This is a genomic window from Phyllobacterium ifriqiyense (assembly GCF_030817885.1).
Lineage (GTDB): Bacteria > Pseudomonadota > Alphaproteobacteria > Rhizobiales > Rhizobiaceae > Phyllobacterium > Phyllobacterium ifriqiyense.
The window spans coordinates 178,076-196,716 of record NZ_JAUSZT010000003.1; the positions used below are offsets into that span (position 1 = coordinate 178,076).

Genomic DNA, 18,641 nt, shown 5'->3' on the forward strand with positions numbered 1-18,641 from the left:
AATCATGCCTTTGAAGGCGGACCTCGACGCTATCGACTGGAAAATCCTGAAACAGCTGCAGGAGAATGGCCGTATCACCAATGTTGAATTGGCTGAACGGGTTGGTATTTCTGCGCCACCCTGTTTGCGTCGCGTACGCAAGCTGGAGGAAAGCGGCATCATCCAAGGCTACCGGGCGATCTTGAACGGGTCGATACTTGGACAGGATATTGTAGCATTCTGCATGATCCGGCTGCATCGCCAGTCTGATGCCGATTTGAAAAGTTTCGCAGAGAAAACCAAGAGTTGGACCATTGTTCGACGGGCTTGGATGGTTTCTGGCGAATCCGATTTTCTGCTGCATTGCGTATCAGCCGATCTTAGTACTTTCCAAAATTTCGTTATTGAAGAGCTGACATCAACGCCCAATGTTGACAGCGTGCGCACATCACTGACGATCCGGTCTGTCAAAAACGAACCATTAATGGTGCTTTAGACTACCTGATTACCGGAAAAAATCTCTTCATAGGCTTCAAGAATATTTGAGGCTTCCTTCTGCAGCGGAAAATTTGCCCGCACGTGAGCAAGCCCGGCTTTTGCTGCCTCTTCGCATTTTGCGGGATCAGCCAGATATGGCTTGATGGCTTGCTCAAGAGCGCGCCCGTTACCAGCAGGTACAACCGCACCGGTTTCGGGCGTTACCATTTCCGCATAGGCTCCTGCATCACTGGCGATGATGGCCGTCTGCGAAGACATGGCTTCGAGCGGCGTCAGGCCAAAGCCCTCATTACGCGACGGGGCAACATAGAGCGTCATTCTTCTGTACCAGATACGTACGTCCGGAACTTCACCGAGAAACAATATCCGATCGTGCAGATTTGCAGCGGCTATGCGCCCACGCAGTTCTTTCTCGAAGCCAGCGAACTCATGGGTTGTCCGGCCAGTCATCACTGCCGTCCATTCGGGATATTGAGGTAAAAGACTGATCATCGCATCAACGAAAAGGTCAGTGCCTTTCGACGGGCGAATGCGACCAGAGCACCCCACGAGATATTTACCCGGCAAGCCCGAAGCCGAAAAACGATCCTCCGCGTTTTGTGGCGGATGAAACTTTTCGGTGTCGACCCCGTGCATAATGACTCGGTGCGGAACCTTGAGAAAGCTTCCTGATCTACCGCTTGTTGCGATAACACCGTCCATCTGCCGGATAAGCCATTTGGTAAAGGGCCTATGATCACGCTGAGCAGCTGACGTAAATAACAGCTTGAACTTCATGCGTAGAACAGAGCGTAGAATGATGCCTGCGACCATCTCGGTATTGCGCCGTGCGTGCCAGATGCGGAATGGTCGATTATGTGGCTTGGACCAAGCGCCCAGCAAATCGACCCAGCCAATATGCGGCAGCGTAGAGGGAAGACCCGGCCCTATTGTAACAATTCCAAGACCGTTGGCTCGTTGCAGCGGAACAAGTTGAACGATTGTCGAGGTGACCCCAGAGAGCTTGCGCTTCAAATTTGGGGCTATCACCTCGACATTGTTCAATGATTCAGGCACGTGCTTCAGATAAATTTAAATCCGACGATCTCATAAGACCGCGCACCACCAGGGGCATTCACTTCAATCGTATCGCCTTCGCTCTTACCGATCAGGGCACGAGCAATTGGTGACGAAATGGATATGCGACCAGCCTTTGGATCTGCTTCTTGATCACCGACGATCTGATAGACTTTCTTGTCTTCAGTATCTTCATCGATAAGCTCAACGGTAGCGCCAAATTTGATCTTGTCGCCCGACAGCTTGGAAATATCGATGATTTCGGCGCGGGCCGTATAATCCTCAAGTTCGCCGACGCGTCCCTCGTTGTGGCTCTGCGCTTCCTTGGCGGCATGATATTCTGCATTTTCCGACAGGTCGCCATGGGCGCGCGCTTCAGAAATCGCCAGAATAATCCGTGGCCGCTCTTCCTGTTGTCGAAAGCGCAGCTCCTCCTTGAGCTTATCAAAACCAGCTTGAGTCATCGGGACCTTTTCCATGCCCTCTCCTTTCGTAGTCAATGTTGGGTTGCCCTTTCCCGGGCCTCGCAACACAAAAAGAAAACGGTCGCCAAAGTTCAAAGACTTCGGAACCGTTCAGTCATTCGTTCTTTAATATAGCACTGTTTGCCGCAATTTCACGAAGAAAGTGGAAAAAGTCGCACCCACGTTACGCTTACATGATTTCAGACACGAAACGAGCCAATTCACACCACTGTGAGACGACGGTGACCTGGATTACATGCAAAATCGCAACGCAATGCCAAATTTAGAGGAGGTCGAGGCATGAGACGGAATTATAAAGTAATGACCGCAAGCCTGTCGGCACTTCTTTCCGCGCTATCACTACCGGCAGAAGCAAAGGATTTCAAAACCCAGACTGTCACCGTCTCCGCAGAAACCATCGCCGATGGTCTCGATTACCCATGGGGCCTCGCATTTTTGCCTGACGGCTCGCTGCTCGTGACCGAACGTTCGGGAACAATGAGGCTAGTCAAGCAAGGGAAACTCTCCGAGCCTATCGAAAATGTTCCGGAAGTCTGGGCAAATGGCCAAGGCGGACTACTTGACATAGCCTTAGCCCCAGATTTTTCGACCAGTAATACGATCTACTTCACTTACTCCCAGCCCGGCCAAGGTGGCGCGGGCACGGCCCTTGCCAGCGCGAAGCTCGTGTACGGTTCTGATGGTACTGAACTTGAAAACGTTCGTACCCTGGTGTCGATGAGCAAAAGAACAAACAAGGGTCAACATTTTGGCTCTCGGATCGTAATCTCGCCCGACGGCAAGCTGTTTGTCACGATGGGTGAACGGGGCGAGCAAGAGCGGGCACAGGACTACATGGACCATGCCGGCTCCGTATTGCGCGTCAATGCGGACGGGACAACTCCCTCTGACAATCCTTATGCAGACGGAAAAAAGGCTTTGCCGGAAATCTGGTCCAAGGGCCATCGCAATCCGCAGGGCGCAACATGGGATCCATTAACCCACTCTTTGCTCACCCTCGAGCATGGCGCAAAGGGAGGGGATGAAATCAATCAGCCGCAAGCCGGAAAGAACTATGGCTGGCCGGTAATAACCTATGGGGTGGACTATTCGGGAGCAAAAATCGGCCAAGGCACCGCAGCCGAAGGTTACGAACAGCCCTTATACTATTGGGATCCGTCAATCGCGCCATCGGGCCTAGTTGCTTACAGTGGCGATATGTTTCCAGAGTGGAAGGGTGATTTGCTTGCAGGCGCCCTCAAATTTGAAATGCTTGTACGTCTTGACCGCGACGAGAAGGGCAAGATGAAGGGCGAAGAACGGCTCTTCGAGGGAGAGTTCGGACGTATCCGGGATGTGCGCGCAGCGCCGGATGGATCAGTCTATCTGCTTACAGATGCGAGCAATGGAAAAATTATCAGGCTGACCCGCGCTTCTGATGGATGATGCGCTTGCCGTGTTCCATCCCAGTGGATAGAGATGGCGTCGACGCTTTAGCCGTTACAATCAATGGGGATATCATGACGCGCGGGCGTGCCAATTTACTTCTTCTTGCAGCCGGAGCCATCTGGGGTCTTGGTTTCGTCGCTCAATCAAGTGCTATGCGGGGCGTGGAAGCTTTTATGTTCATCGGCCTGCGGTTTCTTCTGGCTGCTCTTACCGTGACACCGCTTGCATTTCGCGAGGCACGCCTTGCAACCGGGAAGCTGGAACCAAAAGATTATTTGGGATTCATTTTCATCGGGACACTGCTTTTCACTGGTGCCGCGCTGCAGCAGGTTGGTTTGGAAACAACCTCCGTCACAAACTCAGGCTTTCTCACTGGTCTTTATGTGGTGATGGTGCCCTTCCTAGCGGTTGTCCTGTTCTGGCAATGGCCTCACCCGATCGTCTGGCCTTGCGCATTGACTGCTCTAGCCGGAATTTACTTGCTATCGGGAGGCAATGTAGAAGGACTGTCTGTCGGCGATTGGCTGACCATAGCTTGCGCGGCCTTCTGGGCGCTGCAGATCATCTTCATCAACCGGCTCGCTGTTAAAAGCGGTCGACCGATTATGTTGTCGCTCGTGCAATTTCTCGTCTGCGCTGCGCTTGGCTTGATTATTTCAAGTGGCATCGAGCGCAGCAATGTTTCCGATATTCTTTCGGTTGCGCCTCTCATTATCTTTGCCGGCATTTTTTCTTCCGGTATCGCCTTTACTCTGCAGGCAGTTGGCCAGCGCTTCACAACATCCGCGCAGGCCGCGATCATGCTGTCATCCGAAGCACTTTTCGCGGCGCTTTTCGGGGCAATGCTTCTTGGCGAGACAATATCGTTTCGTGGAGCAATTGGCTGTGCGCTCATATTCACCGCCATGATCGCCGTAGAGCTTATTCCAGCTTTGCGGAACCGATCTTCAATGGATCGAGCCTCAGTCTCGCCATAAGCCTTAACGGGGACGCTGACTATTCCTTTACAATTTGACGCTATTTTTGCGTGCAATTGACCCGATTTCGGGCAAAAGGAAGTGGTGACATGAGTTGTGCGTTGTCGTCCCCCAAGCGCTCCTGGCGTCTTTTGACTTTTGCCGCTTTAACGCTTTCGGCTTCTTTAAGTGCGTGCGGAATGGGGGATGTTAGACGCCCCTCCGCAGATGTCGGCAATCCGCAAGACGTGATCGCCACACAACCGCAGCAGGATATGCAGCCCCAAGCTGAAGAGAACTATGAGCAGGTCGTAACTGTTGCTCCTGCGCCCCCCGAAACGGAACAAACCGAGCAACCTGAAGATGGAATGCAACCGCTTTCCCGGGCTGAAGAGCTGCCCGTGCAAAACAGTGAAAACGCTTCCGAAGAAAGTTATGGTTATCCCGGCAGCATCAGTGATCCGATATCGCGCGGTGAAAGCACATTTGCAATGTCAGGTAGCGAGGTTTCATGCCGAACACAGCTTAAACGGCTCGGCGTGGTTTTTCAGGAACGAGAGCCGATCAATGATGGCGGTGTTTGCCGCATCGACCATCCTCTAAAGGTCAGCGGATTTGCCAGCGGGCGAATAAAACTGAAACCAGCCGCCACCCTGAATTGTCAAATGACACTCGCCTTCGCCAAATGGGTTAAAGGCGATCTGTCACCCTCCACTCGTTTGCGTTACCTCTCAGGCATCAATACGATTCATCAAGCATCCAGTTATTCCTGCCGTACAATGAGCAATCAGCGTGGACGGGCCATGTCGGAGCATTCAAAGGGAAATGCGTTGGATATTGCCAAGGTCACTTTGAACAATGGGAAGGACATTAAAGTTCAAAAGCCGGGGTTGTTCTCATTTCGCCAGCGCGGCTTGCTCAATAGCGTGCGCTCGGACGCCTGTAATTACTTCACCACGGTCCTTGGGCCAGGCTACGACATTTTCCACCGCGACCATTTCCATTTTGACCTTATGGATCGTCGCAGTGGAAAGCGTTCCTGTCGTTAGACGTGGTGTTGGTCGTTGGGCCTGCCTTTCAATTCCCAGATCGTCACAATAATCAAAATGAGGCTGGTGAGAAGGCCTAGCATGAGCGGCGACATATGGCTGGCAAAACAAGCAAGTACTGCACACAAGCCCAGCCCCACCATATGGGACAATGGCGGGCGCCCAGCAATATAGAATTTGAACAGCAAGTTTCCCAACAGATAGAGAGCTGTTCCGCCGATTGATGTCCATATGGTCGCTGTCTCAATGTGACCGGATGGATGAGCAAGTATCAGTTCATCAGACACAGCAACCACGATGATTCCTGCAACCAGAAGGACGTGAATGTAGGTATAAGCAATGCGGGCAACACGACCTGGATCGTCCGTTGCCGTGATCTTATGGTGAGCCGCTGATTGCCCGACGTTGAAATAGACCAGCCACATTGCGACTGACGCCGTAAATGTCGTCAGAAATGCGGAGAAAGAAATGAGATTCCAGTGTTGTTCGGCAAAGGTCGCCCCTGAAACAAGAATGGATTCTCCGAGCGCGATAATGATGAACAGAGCTGCGCGTTCAGCCATGTGATCGCCATCAATGTCCCAATCCGCTGTAGTGGATGAACCCAATCCCGGCGTACGGAAACCAAGTGCCGGTCCGCCAAGTTCAACCGCCAACGCCAAGCCCCAAAAGAATATTCGATGTTCAGGGTCAGCGAGTCCGCCAGCGATCCAGAACATTCCCGATATTGCCAGCCATATCGAAATACGCAGAAAATTGCGGAAATTGCTTTGGTTATGACGGCGAACCGCCCATAACATAAACAGCGACCTTCCAAGTTGCATGAATACAAAAGCAATCGCAAAAATCAGGCCGCGCTCGCCAAAAGCTGTTGGAATGGACGTGGAAAGCACCAGCCCGGCAAGCATAAGAACAAACAACATGGCGCGTATCGGCGGTTTGGAAGGGTCCATCCAGTTTGTCACCCATGTAGTGTAAACCCAAACCCACCACACTGCCGCGAGCAGGAGCGCGCTTTCAACGAGGCCTTTCAATGTCAGATCGTGCAGAAGCAGGTGCGAAATCTGCGTGATGGCGAATACGAATACCAGATCAAAGAACAGCTCTACGAAATCGACCTTTGAACTATCTTTCGCATTCTTCTTGCGGGAGTAGTCACGAATTGCACCCGAAAAAACCACTCTTCACCTCATGAAATCAAAAAAGAACACGCCACTACAATCACAGTTTACGGCAACGGCTCTTGTATGCCGCAAAAATCTTATAATACCTTATTGCAGAGACATTTTCCTCTGTCACCAGCACACTCTTTGACCAATAAAGCCCAACATTCTTTCAAAAAGAGTTCATTCGACAAACGCTCCTGACAAACAGGGCTTGCTCCGGCTTTTGCCTATCGTGTTAAATGCCAGCTGACTCGTAACGTCGCGGAGAATGCAATGAATTTTACCGACCGCTATCCCATTATTATCACTTCTCAAAAAGAAGCGTGCCGGGATTTCTGGATTAAACATCTGGGCTTCGTCAGCGGTTTTGACAGCACATGGTTTTCATGGCTTTCAGCAGAGGAAGGCTCAGCGTCCATTGCCTTCATGACCCCTGATCATCCATCATCGCCTCCGGGCTCGGAGAGTTTTAGCGGGACCGGAATATGCTTTGAACTGCAGGTTGACGATGCTCAAGCGGCCTTTGAAAAAATTAGCGCTACCGGCCTGAAAATCGAATATCCAATTACCGACGAACCATTCGGCCAACGGCGTTTCGGTTTCCACGATCCATCGGGTCTGTGGATTGACGTGGTTGAACAGATCGAAGCCCAGGCCGGTTTCTGGGATAAATATATGATCGGCAGTCAAGGCTAGCAAATTTCACATTTGCATGCCATCCGATCGCAAATTACGCGAATGTCAGAACCCACGCAGCCATCAGATTTCTGCTGGCACGGGCGTGGGGTGACCCTCTTTGTCGAGCGCAACCATCACAAAGTCGGCATAAGTAACCCGTTCCATTAAATCGGAAAGATAGCGCTGTGCCCAAGCCTCGACCTTAAGAGTGATTGACGTCCGCCCGACATGAGAAATATGGGTATAAACGCAAAGCGTATCCCCGATCTTGACCGGCTTGGCGAAGGCCATTTCCTTAACAGCAGCGGTTACGACGCGGCCCCTCGCCCGTTCCGCCGCCCGGATACCGCAGGATAAATCCATCTGCGCCATAACCCAACCGCCAAAAATATCGCCTGCTGCATTGGCGTCTGCGGGCATAGCCAGTGTACGAAGCGTCAACTCGCCGATAGGCTGGGTCTGTTCGGTCATTTACAGTCTCCAAGGCAATTTTAATTATGTATCTTCTCTGTTCTGGTTGCCGCCATCTTGTCCGGAAACTGTCGGAAACCTGATATCCCGGGTCGTTACGCGGTTTCCGCAATAGGTCAAGCCTCGCATAGTCTCTTGTAAGGCAAATGTCTGGAGAAGCCATGAAAATTACCGATGTCAAAACTTTCGTTGTCGGCAATCCACCGCCTTCATTTGGAGGCACATGGTTTCTTTTCGTCAAATTAGTCACAGATTCCGGTGTTATAGGCTATGGCGAGGCATATAACTCCACGATCAGCCCGCAAATTATGCGGAAAGTGGTGGAGGATATAGCCGAACGCTGGCTTATTGGCGAAGACCCGCATCACATTGAGAAATTCTTCAGACGTGCCTATTCCGGCGGATTTACACAGCGCCCGGACGTTACTGTCATGGGGGCCGTGTCAGCACTTGAGATGGCCTGTTGGGATATCATTGGCAAAGAAGCCGATAAACCTGTTTACGAACTGCTCGGCGGCCGAGTCCACGATAAATTGCGCAGCTATACCTATATCTATCCAAAGCCGGAGCTTGGCGAAACTGCCGATATATACTGGAACGCCGAGGCTTCCGCAGAGCGGGCAGCGGAGTATGTCGCGCAAGGCTATACGGCAGTGAAATTTGACCCCGTTGCCCCCTATACATCGTTCGACCCACGCCAGCTGTCTCTGGAACATCTCGAACTAGGTGAAAAATTTGTGCGGCTTGTGCGTGATGCAGTCGGTGCAAAGGCCGATCTCCTGTTCGGGACCCATGGACAGATGACCCCCACCAGCGCTGTGCGGCTTGCCAAGCGGCTTGAGCCCTATGATCCATTGTGGCTGGAAGAGCCCGTGCCGCCCGATATGCCGGAAAATATGGGATATGTTCAGCAACACACCTCTATCCCGATCGCCGCCGGTGAACGTCTGACCACCAAGTATGAGTTTCAACGCTTGCTGGTGAACCGCGCGGCCAATATCCTCCAGATGAATCTCGGGCGTGTTGGTGGTCTACTCGAAGCGAAAAAGATCGCCGGTATGGCCGAGACCTTTCATGCGCAAATTGCCCCGCATCTTTATTGCGGGCCAATTGTGGGCGCAGCAAATATCCAGCTAGCAACCTGCAGCCCCAACTTCTTGATCCTGGAGTGCATCCAGGCCTTTGGCGGATTTCATGCAAAAATCTTGAAAAAACCTATTCTATGGGAAAACGGCTACGTCGTTCCCTCGTCCGAGCCCGGGCTTGGTGTGGAATTGGACGAAGCGGTCGCGGAAGAGTATGCCTATCATGGGCATGAACTCCATTTAAATATGGGACGCAATCCATTGATAGTCTGAGTTTTTGCAATTTTAAATGTTGGAAATTTGTCACGCTGGTGAGCAATTACGGGTTTAATTTATAAGATAATATGGGATTTCAGTTGCAGTAATCGGCGATTGCTGTTTCAAGCTCGGTGATGGTAGTCCGGAGTTCAGCCATGACACTTTCGCGCTTGTCGGCATTACTGCTTCTCATGTTTGTTTTGTCTGGTTGCGGCGGACGCGCGGTGCTTGGGCTGGATGCAAGTGGCGTGGTCAAAGCCAATGCTGCCATTCCTGCCCCGGTTCTCAACGACAAGACTGGTCCAAAAGCCGTTATACCGGTGTTTGTTGCGACGAGTCGCGAGCGCTCAGACAATCTTTCTTTGCCTTATTCGGCCAAACGCTCGCCGAAATTGAATTTCTCCCGGATTGATATTGGTATTCCTCCTACCCACAAGAACGGGCAGGTAGAAAAATCGAGCACCAAGCCTAATCCGGCACGCAACTTTGCCGCCACGACATTCCAGCCTTACGATACAGGCGCGGTCTTCGTTGACAGGATCAATGCTGAACTTGCAAAACGTCCAGCAAACCAGCGCGAACTTTTTATCTTTGTGCACGGCTACAACAACAACTTTGCGGACAGCGTCTTTCGCGCAGCTCAAATGAGCTATGATTTTGGCATTCCAGCCGTCACAGTTCACTATTCATGGCCCTCCGCTGGCTCGCTTGGCCTTTACGTCTATGATCGCGATAGCGCCACTTTTGGACGGGATGGATTGGCTGAAACCTTGCGACTTGCCGCCAAAACCAAAGCCAGCAAGATTCTGCTTGTCGGACATTCCATGGGTACATTTGTCGTTATGGAAGCTCTGCGCGAGTTGGCAGAGAATGGTCAAACAGATGTTTTCCGTCGGATGTCAGGTGTAATGCTCGCGGCACCTGATATAGACATCGACGTTTTTCAGGCTCAAGTTGCCGACATAGGCCAGTTGCCAAAGCCTTTCACTGTATTGGTGTCACGCGCTGATCGGGCACTGAACGTATCAGGACGAATTGTTGGTGGGCACCCGCGCGTTGGTGATGGCTCGAGTATTCCCATGCTGCAAAAACTAGGTATCGTTGTGCTTGATGCTTCTGATCTTGATGGGGGCGCGCACGGTGTTTTTGCAAGCTCTCCTACGCTCATGAATATGGCTCGAAGCGGTCAGCTTTCCGAACGTGTTCTTGATGGCGATGAACGCTCGGCAGGACAGGCTGTGTTGGCCGACGGCACATCGGTAATCACGGGTGCAGCGTCACTGGTGATCTACTTGCCGGGACGACTTTTAGGTGTTGTACGATAACAGAAGAAATTGTTATGCACGGGCAACTCTAACGTCACGATTCCGCTATATTTCGCAGTGAATCCTCGCATATATATTCTTTGCAAAAAACTCTTTTGAAAGTACGCGCCGTGCCGCTTCATATTGAACTCATTGGCAGCCTTGCTGCTGTCATAACCACCATGGGTTGGATTCCACAGATCATAAAAATCGTGAGACACAGGGATGCGGCGAGTATTTCCCTCGTGACAAATATCACCTTGGCCTTGGGTGTGTTTCTCTGGCTTTGCTATGGCATCATGATCATGTCATGGCCCGTTATGGCAGCGAACGGAATGACGCTGCTGCTGATTCTCGCAATTCTTGGCCTCAAGCTGCGGTATGGCTGAGCGCTCAACCGATGTATGGATTGCATGCCTATATAAAATACAATTGCAGGTAAGTTTCGCTTGTCGCGTGACACCATAAGTTTGGAACGTATCAATGTTTCAACAGGTTATTTTCAAATCGCATGCCCGCAGTATTCCAGATCAGATCAAACCAAGAGTCCACAACTTCAATTCACGAATTTTTTTACTTTGAGAAGAAGTACTTACCTATAGTAGAGCTAGTTCTGAATGACTGGATAATTTACTATTCGCCAGCCAAGCGAGCTGGTGAATTTGGCAATAGAACGATAGGATATTTCGCAACTGCCCGCATCGTCTCCCTGGAATTCTCCGTCGGCAAGGATGGGTATTGCGCTGCCAAATTGGTTGATTTTTGTGAATTCCCAAGCGTTCCCTTTAGCGTCACATCGCCAGACGCCCTCACCAAGTTTTACTTTGAGCAAAATATGCAGCAATCAGATGGCAGTTTGAACAAACATGCCAGTCAACAGCGCGTACGTCTTCTGTCCGTTGAAGAGTACAACAGAATTATGGAATCGGCTTTCAATGAGCCCATGAACCAAAAGAAGGCAGAAGTCCCCACCGCCCCCCACTCTGGCTTTGCAGAAGATCCGTCTGAACCTTTGTTGCGAAGCCGTTTCATAACCTCACGTGCGTTGCGTGACCGCACATTCAGCAAAGCTGTGGGGGAAGCTTACGGATGGAGATGCGCAATGACGGGAATTCATCTGCGTGCAGCGGATGGCGGTCACGAAGTCGAATGCGCCCATATCAAGCCAGTTAAAGATTCGGGGCCTGACGCGGTTAGCAATGGAATACCATTACTACGGACCATTCACTGGCTTTTCGACAAAGGCTTTATCTCGGTTGAATCCGACTACCGAATTGTGAAGTCATCGCGGTATTATCACCCGAAGATAGACAATTTGATCAATGAATCCGGCAGAATCATGCTGCCGAAAGACGTGCTCGTACGTCCGCATCCCGATTTTCTTCGCTACCATCGCGAGCATGTATTCAAACCGTAAAGTAGCGCTCTATCCTGACATGCTACTGACAGCCTTATGTCAGTAGCATGTTCCAATATATCGCTTTTGAGGGCGTGCCTCTTTCCATTTGTATAGACTCTCACCATATTAAGCCTATGGCAAAATCCCCTGACAAATATAAGCTCGACGGTTTCGGCGAAGCGCCCCAACCTGAACTGGAAGGCACCCCGCTGACTGGCTCAATTGGTGACTGGGCTGCCCAAATCACCGAGGAAACCAAAAAATCACAACCTAAAGCTGCCAAGGTCAAAAAGACGTCAGGCGACAAATCAAACGCGAGCAGGACATCTCGCGGAACCTCCATTGGCGGATCATCCGATCCTAAAATCCGCGCAGCAGCAGGTCTTAATCCGGTTGCCGGGCTTGATATTAATCTGGAGGACGCATCCAGCATTGCACCGGGCGGTGCCACCGCGACCGTTGCCGCGCTTTCTGCTCTGATCGAAAGCGGTAATCCGCTGTTTAAGAACGGCACGGCATGGCAGCCGCATCGACCGGCTAGACCAGACAAATCTGAAGGTGGCATATCCATTCAGATGGAAACTGAATTCGTGCCGTCTGGTGATCAGCCAACGGCGATACGCGACCTGGTGGCTGGCATTAGCGATAATGATAAAACCCAGGTTCTTCTCGGTGTTACTGGCTCGGGTAAAACTTTCACCATGGCGAAGGTGATTGAAGAAACCCAGCGCCCTGCCCTTATTCTAGCGCCGAATAAAACCTTGGCAGCTCAACTTTACGGTGAGTTCAAGTCCTTCTTTCCCAACAATGCGGTCGAGTATTTCGTTTCATACTACGACTACTATCAGCCGGAAGCCTATGTGCCGCGTTCCGACACCTATATTGAGAAAGAATCGTCGATCAACGAACAGATTGATCGTATGCGCCATTCGGCAACTCGGTCGCTTCTCGAGCGCGATGATGTGATTATCGTCGCCTCGGTCTCGTGCATCTATGGTATCGGTTCAGTTGAAACCTATACCGCAATGACCTTCGAAATGAAGATCGGTGACCGATTGGATCAGCGTGCGTTGCTCGCTGATCTGGTTGCACAGCAATATAAGCGGCGCGACATGGATTTCACCCGCGGTTCGTTCCGCGTACGCGGCGACACGATTGAGCTTTTTCCGGCCCACTTGGAAGACCGTGCTTGGCGTATTTCGATGTTCGGCGATGAAATTGAAACGATAACAGAGTTCGATCCACTCACTGGCCAGAAAACCGGCGATCTGCGTTCCGTTAAGATTTACGCCAATTCGCATTATGTTACGCCGCGTCCAACGCTCAATCAGGCGATAAAATCGATCAAGGAAGAACTAAAACACCGCCTGGTGGAATTGAATGCTGCCGGACGCCTGCTTGAAGCCCAACGTCTGGAGCAACGTTGTACCTTTGACATTGAGATGCTTGAGGCAACAGGATCCTGTGCGGGCATTGAAAACTATTCCCGTTACCTGACCGGCCGCCAGCCGGGTGAACCACCGCCCACGCTTTTCGAGTATATTCCTGACAATGCGTTGGTTTTCATCGACGAAAGCCATGTCACGGTTCCGCAGATTGGCGCGATGTATAAGGGCGACTTCCGCCGTAAAGCGACCTTGGCCGAGTATGGTTTCCGCTTGCCCTCCTGCATGGACAATCGCCCATTGCGGTTTGAGGAGTGGGATGCGATGCGTCCGCAAACCGTTGCTGTTTCGGCGACGCCGAGCAAATGGGAAATGGAAGAATCTGGCGGTGTGTTTGCCGAACAGGTTATCCGCCCGACCGGCCTTATTGACCCTCCGGTGGAAGTACGTCCAGCCAAATCACAGGTGGATGATGTACTGGGAGAAATCCGCGAAACCTCTGCCAAAGGCTATCGTACCCTCGTAACGGTTCTCACCAAGCGCATGGCAGAGGACCTGACCGAATATTTGCATGAACAGGGGATACGCGTCCGCTACATGCACTCTGATATTGATACGTTGGAGCGTATTGAGATTTTGCGCGATTTGCGCCTTGGTGCGTTTGACGTATTGGTTGGCATCAACCTGCTTCGCGAAGGTCTCGATATTCCGGAATGCGGGTTCGTTGCTATTCTTGATGCGGACAAGGAAGGGTTTCTGCGTTCAGAGACTTCATTGATTCAGACGATCGGTCGCGCTGCACGTAATGTCGACGGCAAAGTTGTGCTTTATGCCGATAATATCACCGGCTCCATGGAGCGGGCGATGGCGGAAACCAATCGTCGCCGCGAAAAGCAGGAAGCATATAATACGGAACACGGCATAACGCCTGCCAGTATCAAGAAGAATATCGGCGATATTCTCAATAGCGTCTATGAACGCGATCACGTCCGCGCTGACATCTCCGGTTTTGCCGAAGAGGGTGCAATGATGGGCAATAATCTCAAGGCCCATCTTGAACATCTCATGAAACAAATGCGGGATGCGGCGGACGATCTGGACTTTGAAGTGGCTGCCCGACTGCGCGACGAAATTAAGCGCTTGCGGGAAATGGAGCTTGCCATTTCGGACGATCCAATGGCTCGAGAAGTGGAGATGGAAAGTCCCGTCACTGGCCGCACCAAGGGCAGACATAATGCCGGTCGCTCGGTGCATCGCGTGGTCACCGATGAAAGCGAGGCGAACACTGCGCTCTTTCGCAAACCGCACCTCGACGAAATGGGTGGTGATACAACTCGCCCTCTTGGACCTGGAGTTTTCCGTAAAAATTCACTGGATGAAATGACCGTCGGGCGCACCGAAAAGCCTGTCATCGGTAATGTTCCGGAGAAACCCGCTTTCACGGGCACGAACCGGAATGACCAGACGATCATTCGCCGCGAACGTACCGGAGCGGGTTCATATGAGGACTCTAGCGATGCGCGTAAAAAGCGTCGCCCCGGAAAAACAGGTCGGCCAGGTCGATAAGGACGACCTATCGGTCGTCGCTTTCCGGTCCAAAAATCACACTGCCTGCGCTTAATATTTCATCGGCAAAAGCCGGATCATTAACGGCGCGGGCCAAGACGACGGCACCAACCAAACCGGCCATGGTGGCAATAGCCTTTTCCCGCTTGTCCTTGTCAGTCTTACCCGCAGTTACGCTTGCAAGGATTTTGAGCAATTTCTTGGTGCCATCAGTGAAATTCGTCTGAACATCCCCACCGTGCCGCGCAATATCCGGCGCTAACATCGCCATGGTGCAGCTATTGGCAAGTCCATCCGAATGATATTTTGCCAGATATGATGATACAATCGCAGCTAGCGCATCCTCAGGTTCTTGCTGTTCAGTCAAGGCGGACCATTTTTCCGCAGATCGCTTCATCGCCTCATCGCAGGAAACTGCGATCAGGTCATCCTTTGATGCAAAATGGCCATAGAACCCCCCATGGGTCAGCCCGGCACTTTTCATTAAATCAGCTACCCCAATTCCATCAAAGCCTTTCTGACGGAACTGCTGGCTTGCAACTTCTATGATACGGGCGCGGTTTTCCGCTGCCTGATCTTTACTGACACGCATGCTGCGGTCCCCTTCAAAACAACTATTGACAAAATATATGATGATCGTCATGAATAGTCAAACATGATGCCCATCATTTAAGCGGCAGCAATCAGCAGCCCATTGTTGAAAGACCCGACATGATCTCCAATCCGCTCGCAGCCGCCCTGGCAAAGCGTAACTTCCATTATGGCTGGGTGGTTGTTGCCGTTACTTTTTTGACAATGCTCGTAACGGCGGCCGCTGTAGGCGCTCCCGGCGTACTGATTGTCCCGCTCGAAAAAGAGTTCGGTTGGGAAACCAAGGAAATTGCAACAGCATTTTCAATACGGCTCCTGCTGTTCGGCCTGATGGGTCCGTTTGCAGCGGCGTTCATGAACTATTTTGGTGTCAGGAAGGTCGTTTGCGTCGCGCTAATCCTTATCACTGGCGGTCTCTTTGCATCGCTTGCAATGACGGAAATCTGGCAACTCATCCTGTTGTGGGGCGTAGTCGTTGGTTTCGGCACAGGTCTTACCGCAATGGTACTGGGCGCAACGGTTGCAGCTCGGTGGTTCACTGAGCGCAGAGGACTTGCCCTTGGTATGCTGACGGCGAGCTCCGCTACGGGCCAGCTAGCTTTCATGCCGCTTATGGCTTCTCTTAGCGAAAATTATGGTTGGCGAACTGCCATTATGCTGATCTGTGGCTTGTTGATTGTTGCAGTTCTTGCGGTCTTTTTCCTCATGCGTGATCGACCTGCGGATGTTGGTCTGCCAGCCTATGGAGACAAAGAGGTTGTCCTCACGCCTCCGGTCACGGGAGGGCTTATCACCCTTATCACCATGCCGTTGATCGCCTTGAAGGATGCCTCACGTAGCAGCACCTTTTGGGTTCTATTTGCGACCTTCTTCGTCTGCGGGGCGAGTACCAATGGTCTTGTCGGAACACATTTCGTTGCCATGTGCGGTGATTTCGGCATGGTGCCGATAATGGCAGCCAGCGTTCTGGCAATGATGGGCTTCTTTGATTTTTTCGGTACAATCGGCTCCGGCTGGCTTTCCGATCGCGTAGACAATCGTTGGTTGCTTTTCTGGTATTATGGCCTGCGTGGTCTTTCGCTCCTGTACCTACCTTACTCGAACTTTTCATTCTATGGCCTGTCACTTTTTGCCATGTTCTATGGGCTGGACTGGATTGCGACAGTGCCCCCGACAGTCAAACTGGCAACCGATCGCTTTGGCCGCGAAAAGGCGGGGCTGATCTTTGGCTGGGTTTTTGCGGGCCACCAATTGGGCGCCGCTTCCGCGGCCTATGGTGGCGGGTTCGTTCGCACCGAATACCAGACCTATATGCCCGCATTTTTCGTAGCAGGCATATTGTGTTTGATCGCCGCTCTGTTGGTGTTAACTCTTAGCAAGCACGGCAAGCCAAATCCTGTTTTGGAGACTGTTCCTGTTAATTAACAGGCAAATCTATTTGGATAGCCAAGTGACGATGAGCGACTGCAGCACCGCAGCAGCCGCTTTTTCTTCAAGCTTATCGCGGATCATTTCGCGTGAAATTGCTTCCGCCGCGCCAACGATTCCAACACAGCGCAAGCGAAGATCGTCTGCAGTGATTTTTGTATATGGCGCGAGTATGGAACAATAGAGATCGACGTAGCTGTCGATTAGGCCGCATTGGATTTCATCCATAACCTCGTCGCCTCTAAGAGCCGCAGAAATGGATGACCATTCTGCTCCGATGGATTGATAGCATGCCATATAAGCATCGCTCACGACACGGGCGACATCTTCCAACCGCTTGGGCGCTTCTGCAATCGCAGCGGCAAGCTGGTCGATTTGCTGCTGATCAAGTTGCTCGAACAGAGCAATGAGCAATCCACTACGCGTCCCGAAGTGCTCGTAGGCAATCGGCTTGCTCACACCTGCCTTTTCAGCAACGTAGCCAAGGGTCAAGGCATCAGTACCTTCGTCTCGAACGATATCGAGAGCAATCGATAAAAGCTGATCGCGGCGTTGCGCCTTTGGCATCTTCTTGGCAGCGGCTAGTCCCATTTCGCATTCAACCCTGATTTAACAAACGGCAATATTGGTCCCTCGGCATCTTGCAATGTTACCAATAGTAACTTACTAATAGTAATATGAACTATCGGGAAAGAAAATCCCAGCCAACGTTTAACCATTGTCCAGTTTAAAGCAGGAGTCGAGGCCATGCCACTATCCATCACCGATCCCGTATTAATCATCGGCGGATCAGGAGTTGTCGGTGCAAAAGCAGCGCAAATACTACGCAAATTATATCCGGATCTGCCCATTGCCGTCGGTGGTCGTAACTTGGCCAAAGCGCAACGCGTCGCTGACGGGATCGGTCACGCGCAAGCTGTCAAAATTCACTTGGAACGCGATGATCTGGGCCAGATCGATGGTGCCAACTACAGTGCAATTGCAGTCTTCGTAAAAGACGCGACGCTCAATAGCATGAAATATGCTCAGGCGCATGGCCTACCCTACCTCAGTGTGTCGAGCGGAGTTTTCGAAGTAGGACCAGAAATGGCACTCGCTATCAGTAAGCCGAATGCAGCTCCAATATTAATGGCAAGCAATTGGCTTGCGGGTGCTGCAACATTTCCGACTTTGCAGGCCGTACGTAAGTTTAAAACTATTGACAACATCTCAATCACAGTCGTGCTTGACGAAGAAGACATGGGCGGACCAGCCGCTCTTGCGGACTACCAACGGATTACAGAATCGGCACCCAATCCACTCCTCCTAGTGGATGGACACTGGCAATGGATAAAAGATGACGATGCCATGCGGCCATTTGTGGATATTGACGGCACAATATTAGAATCCACGGCCTATTCGCCGCTGGATGTCCTCAGCCTATCGGCAGCTACAAACGCCAAATCCATCCGTGTTGGCCTTGTCTATGGCACTTCGGCCAGCCGCAGACGCGGAGAAGCTTTTTCAACTGAGATCGCTATCGAGATCACTGGTGAATTGGTTACCGGCGAGCGTGCTGCGATTCGGCTTGATATTGTGCACCCGGAGGGACAGGCTCCTCTCACTGCGCTGCACGTGGCGCTTAGCGTTGAACGTCTTCTTGGGCTGCATGGCGGCGAACCCGTAAAAGCCGGACTCTATCTGCCGGACTCTCTGATAGATGCTGATTATATCGTTGATCGGATGAAAGAATTCGGCGCAATTTTTCAGGAGAACGTCAAACCAGCTGTGGGTTAAATCTGCAAAATACGAGAACGCTCAAGCATCCGGCGTGAAGGAGTGCTAGACAAACCGCGCGCGAAATTTCGCGCGCGGAATCA

The 18,641-nt window shown here is 51.6% G+C and carries 18 protein-coding genes; 12 read left to right on the forward strand and 6 right to left on the reverse strand.

Features of this window, described 5'->3' with window-relative positions; genetic code table 11:
* The first annotated feature begins 4 nt into the window (after positions 1-4).
* Positions 5-475 (forward strand): Lrp/AsnC family transcriptional regulator, encoded by a 471-nt coding sequence (locus QFZ34_RS08175; protein WP_307279461.1) that lies wholly within the window; start codon positions 5-7, stop codon positions 473-475.
* On the opposite strand, the gene QFZ34_RS08180 is transcribed toward QFZ34_RS08175, so the two are convergent.
* Both QFZ34_RS08180 and greA read right to left on the reverse strand, forming a co-directional pair.
* Complete coding sequence (locus QFZ34_RS08180) at positions 472-1,533, reverse strand: glycosyltransferase family 4 protein (protein ID WP_115052441.1); 1,062 nt, start codon at positions 1,531-1,533, stop codon at positions 472-474. The two genes, QFZ34_RS08175 and QFZ34_RS08180, sit on opposite strands and share 4 nt — an antisense overlap.
* A gap of 5 nt (positions 1,534-1,538) precedes the next feature.
* A complete protein-coding gene (greA, locus tag QFZ34_RS08185) occupies positions 1,539-2,012 on the reverse strand; it encodes a transcription elongation factor GreA (protein ID WP_115052440.1) in 474 nt (157 codons plus the stop codon).
* A 285-nt stretch (positions 2,013-2,297) separates the two neighbouring features.
* Here greA and QFZ34_RS08190 point away from each other — a divergent pair, with 285 nt between their 5' ends.
* The 3 genes from QFZ34_RS08190 (at position 2,298) to QFZ34_RS08200 (ending at position 5,451) form a co-directional block, all read left to right on the forward strand.
* Positions 2,298-3,443 (forward strand): PQQ-dependent sugar dehydrogenase, encoded by a 1,146-nt coding sequence (locus QFZ34_RS08190; RefSeq protein WP_307279467.1) that lies wholly within the window; start codon positions 2,298-2,300, stop codon positions 3,441-3,443.
* Between the two features lie 74 nt (positions 3,444-3,517).
* Positions 3,518-4,423, forward strand: a complete 906-nt coding sequence (locus tag QFZ34_RS08195) for a DMT family transporter (protein WP_307279469.1) — start codon at positions 3,518-3,520, stop codon at positions 4,421-4,423.
* A gap of 179 nt (positions 4,424-4,602) precedes the next feature.
* A complete protein-coding gene (locus QFZ34_RS08200) occupies positions 4,603-5,451 on the forward strand; it encodes an extensin-like domain-containing protein (RefSeq protein WP_370878726.1) in 849 nt (282 codons plus the stop codon).
* Here QFZ34_RS08200 and QFZ34_RS08205 read toward each other — a convergent pair.
* Positions 5,448-6,632: a low temperature requirement protein A gene (locus tag QFZ34_RS08205; RefSeq protein ID WP_307279473.1), complete on the reverse strand. Its 1,185-nt coding sequence runs from the start codon at positions 6,630-6,632 to the stop codon at positions 5,448-5,450. The genes QFZ34_RS08200 and QFZ34_RS08205 overlap by 4 nt on opposite strands.
* 258 nt (positions 6,633-6,890) lie before the next feature.
* On the opposite strand from QFZ34_RS08205, the gene QFZ34_RS08210 reads away from it, so the two are divergent.
* The gene (locus tag QFZ34_RS08210) at positions 6,891-7,313 is read left to right on the forward strand and encodes a VOC family protein (RefSeq protein ID WP_307279477.1); all 423 of its coding nucleotides are present in this window, start codon (positions 6,891-6,893) and stop codon (positions 7,311-7,313) included.
* Between the two features lie 63 nt (positions 7,314-7,376).
* Here the strand turns inward: QFZ34_RS08210 and QFZ34_RS08215 are convergent, their stop codons facing one another.
* Positions 7,377-7,766, reverse strand: coding sequence for an acyl-CoA thioesterase (locus tag QFZ34_RS08215; protein ID WP_115052435.1), 390 nt, complete (start codon positions 7,764-7,766; stop codon positions 7,377-7,379).
* A gap of 161 nt (positions 7,767-7,927) precedes the next feature.
* Between QFZ34_RS08215 and QFZ34_RS08220 the strand changes: the two genes are divergently transcribed.
* The 5 genes from QFZ34_RS08220 to uvrB all read left to right on the forward strand — a co-directional run bounded on the left by QFZ34_RS08220 (position 7,928) and on the right by uvrB (position 14,763).
* A complete protein-coding gene (locus QFZ34_RS08220; protein ID WP_307279481.1) occupies positions 7,928-9,124 on the forward strand; it encodes a mandelate racemase/muconate lactonizing enzyme family protein in 1,197 nt (398 codons plus the stop codon).
* 140 nt (positions 9,125-9,264) lie between these two features.
* On the forward strand, positions 9,265-10,434 hold the full coding sequence (locus QFZ34_RS08225) for an alpha/beta hydrolase (protein ID WP_115052433.1): 1,170 nt from the start codon (positions 9,265-9,267) through the stop codon (positions 10,432-10,434).
* 80 nt (positions 10,435-10,514) lie between these two features.
* Positions 10,515-10,802 (forward strand): SemiSWEET family sugar transporter, encoded by a 288-nt coding sequence (locus QFZ34_RS08230; protein ID WP_307279486.1) that lies wholly within the window; start codon positions 10,515-10,517, stop codon positions 10,800-10,802.
* A gap of 122 nt (positions 10,803-10,924) precedes the next feature.
* Positions 10,925-11,830, forward strand: a complete 906-nt coding sequence (locus tag QFZ34_RS08235) for an HNH endonuclease (protein WP_307279489.1) — start codon at positions 10,925-10,927, stop codon at positions 11,828-11,830.
* Between the two features lie 116 nt (positions 11,831-11,946).
* Positions 11,947-14,763 carry an excinuclease ABC subunit UvrB gene (gene uvrB / locus QFZ34_RS08240; RefSeq protein WP_115053228.1) on the forward strand — a complete coding sequence of 939 codons (2,817 nt, stop codon included), beginning with the start codon at positions 11,947-11,949 and terminating at the stop codon, positions 14,761-14,763.
* Positions 14,764-14,770: 7 nt separating this feature from the next.
* Here uvrB and QFZ34_RS08245 read toward each other — a convergent pair whose 3' ends face one another.
* Positions 14,771-15,355: a TetR/AcrR family transcriptional regulator gene (locus QFZ34_RS08245; protein ID WP_307279496.1), complete on the reverse strand. Its 585-nt coding sequence runs from the start codon at positions 15,353-15,355 to the stop codon at positions 14,771-14,773.
* A gap of 119 nt (positions 15,356-15,474) precedes the next feature.
* On the opposite strand from QFZ34_RS08245, the gene QFZ34_RS08250 reads away from it, so the two are divergent.
* The gene (locus QFZ34_RS08250) at positions 15,475-16,779 is read left to right on the forward strand and encodes an MFS transporter (protein WP_307279499.1); all 1,305 of its coding nucleotides are present in this window, start codon (positions 15,475-15,477) and stop codon (positions 16,777-16,779) included.
* Positions 16,780-16,788: 9 nt separating this feature from the next.
* Here the strand turns inward: QFZ34_RS08250 and QFZ34_RS08255 are convergent, their stop codons facing one another.
* Positions 16,789-17,373, reverse strand: coding sequence for a TetR/AcrR family transcriptional regulator (locus QFZ34_RS08255; RefSeq protein ID WP_307279503.1), 585 nt, complete (start codon positions 17,371-17,373; stop codon positions 16,789-16,791).
* Between the two features lie 156 nt (positions 17,374-17,529).
* Here QFZ34_RS08255 and QFZ34_RS08260 point away from each other — a divergent pair, with 156 nt between their 5' ends.
* Positions 17,530-18,558, forward strand: coding sequence for a Rossmann-fold NAD(P)-binding domain-containing protein (locus tag QFZ34_RS08260; RefSeq protein ID WP_307279507.1), 1,029 nt, complete (start codon positions 17,530-17,532; stop codon positions 18,556-18,558).
* Positions 18,559-18,641: the final 83 nt, after the last annotated feature.

Excerpts from the sequence above, each read along its gene's own strand:
- QFZ34_RS08195 (WP_307279469.1), top strand. The coding sequence starts at position 3,518 with ATGACGCGCGGGCGTGCCAATTTACTTCTTCTTGCAGCCGGAGCCATC.
- QFZ34_RS08245 (WP_307279496.1), bottom strand. The coding sequence starts at position 15,355 with ATGCGTGTCAGTAAAGATCAGGCAGCGGAAAACCGCGCCCGTATCATA.
- QFZ34_RS08190 (WP_307279467.1), top strand. The coding sequence starts at position 2,298 with ATGAGACGGAATTATAAAGTAATGACCGCAAGCCTGTCGGCACTTCTT.
- QFZ34_RS08215 (WP_115052435.1), bottom strand. The coding sequence starts at position 7,766 with ATGACCGAACAGACCCAGCCTATCGGCGAGTTGACGCTTCGTACACTG.
- QFZ34_RS08175 (WP_307279461.1), top strand. The coding sequence starts at position 5 with ATGCCTTTGAAGGCGGACCTCGACGCTATCGACTGGAAAATCCTGAAA.
- QFZ34_RS08250 (WP_307279499.1), top strand. The coding sequence starts at position 15,475 with ATGATCTCCAATCCGCTCGCAGCCGCCCTGGCAAAGCGTAACTTCCAT.
- QFZ34_RS08235 (WP_307279489.1), top strand. The coding sequence starts at position 10,925 with ATGCCCGCAGTATTCCAGATCAGATCAAACCAAGAGTCCACAACTTCA.
- greA (WP_115052440.1), bottom strand. The coding sequence starts at position 2,012 with ATGGAAAAGGTCCCGATGACTCAAGCTGGTTTTGATAAGCTCAAGGAG.
- uvrB (WP_115053228.1), top strand. The coding sequence starts at position 11,947 with ATGGCAAAATCCCCTGACAAATATAAGCTCGACGGTTTCGGCGAAGCG.
- QFZ34_RS08225 (WP_115052433.1), top strand. The coding sequence starts at position 9,265 with ATGACACTTTCGCGCTTGTCGGCATTACTGCTTCTCATGTTTGTTTTG.
- QFZ34_RS08255 (WP_307279503.1), bottom strand. The coding sequence starts at position 17,373 with ATGGGACTAGCCGCTGCCAAGAAGATGCCAAAGGCGCAACGCCGCGAT.
- QFZ34_RS08210 (WP_307279477.1), top strand. The coding sequence starts at position 6,891 with ATGAATTTTACCGACCGCTATCCCATTATTATCACTTCTCAAAAAGAA.
- QFZ34_RS08220 (WP_307279481.1), top strand. The coding sequence starts at position 7,928 with ATGAAAATTACCGATGTCAAAACTTTCGTTGTCGGCAATCCACCGCCT.
- QFZ34_RS08200 (WP_370878726.1), top strand. The coding sequence starts at position 4,603 with ATGGGGGATGTTAGACGCCCCTCCGCAGATGTCGGCAATCCGCAAGAC.
- QFZ34_RS08260 (WP_307279507.1), top strand. The coding sequence starts at position 17,530 with ATGCCACTATCCATCACCGATCCCGTATTAATCATCGGCGGATCAGGA.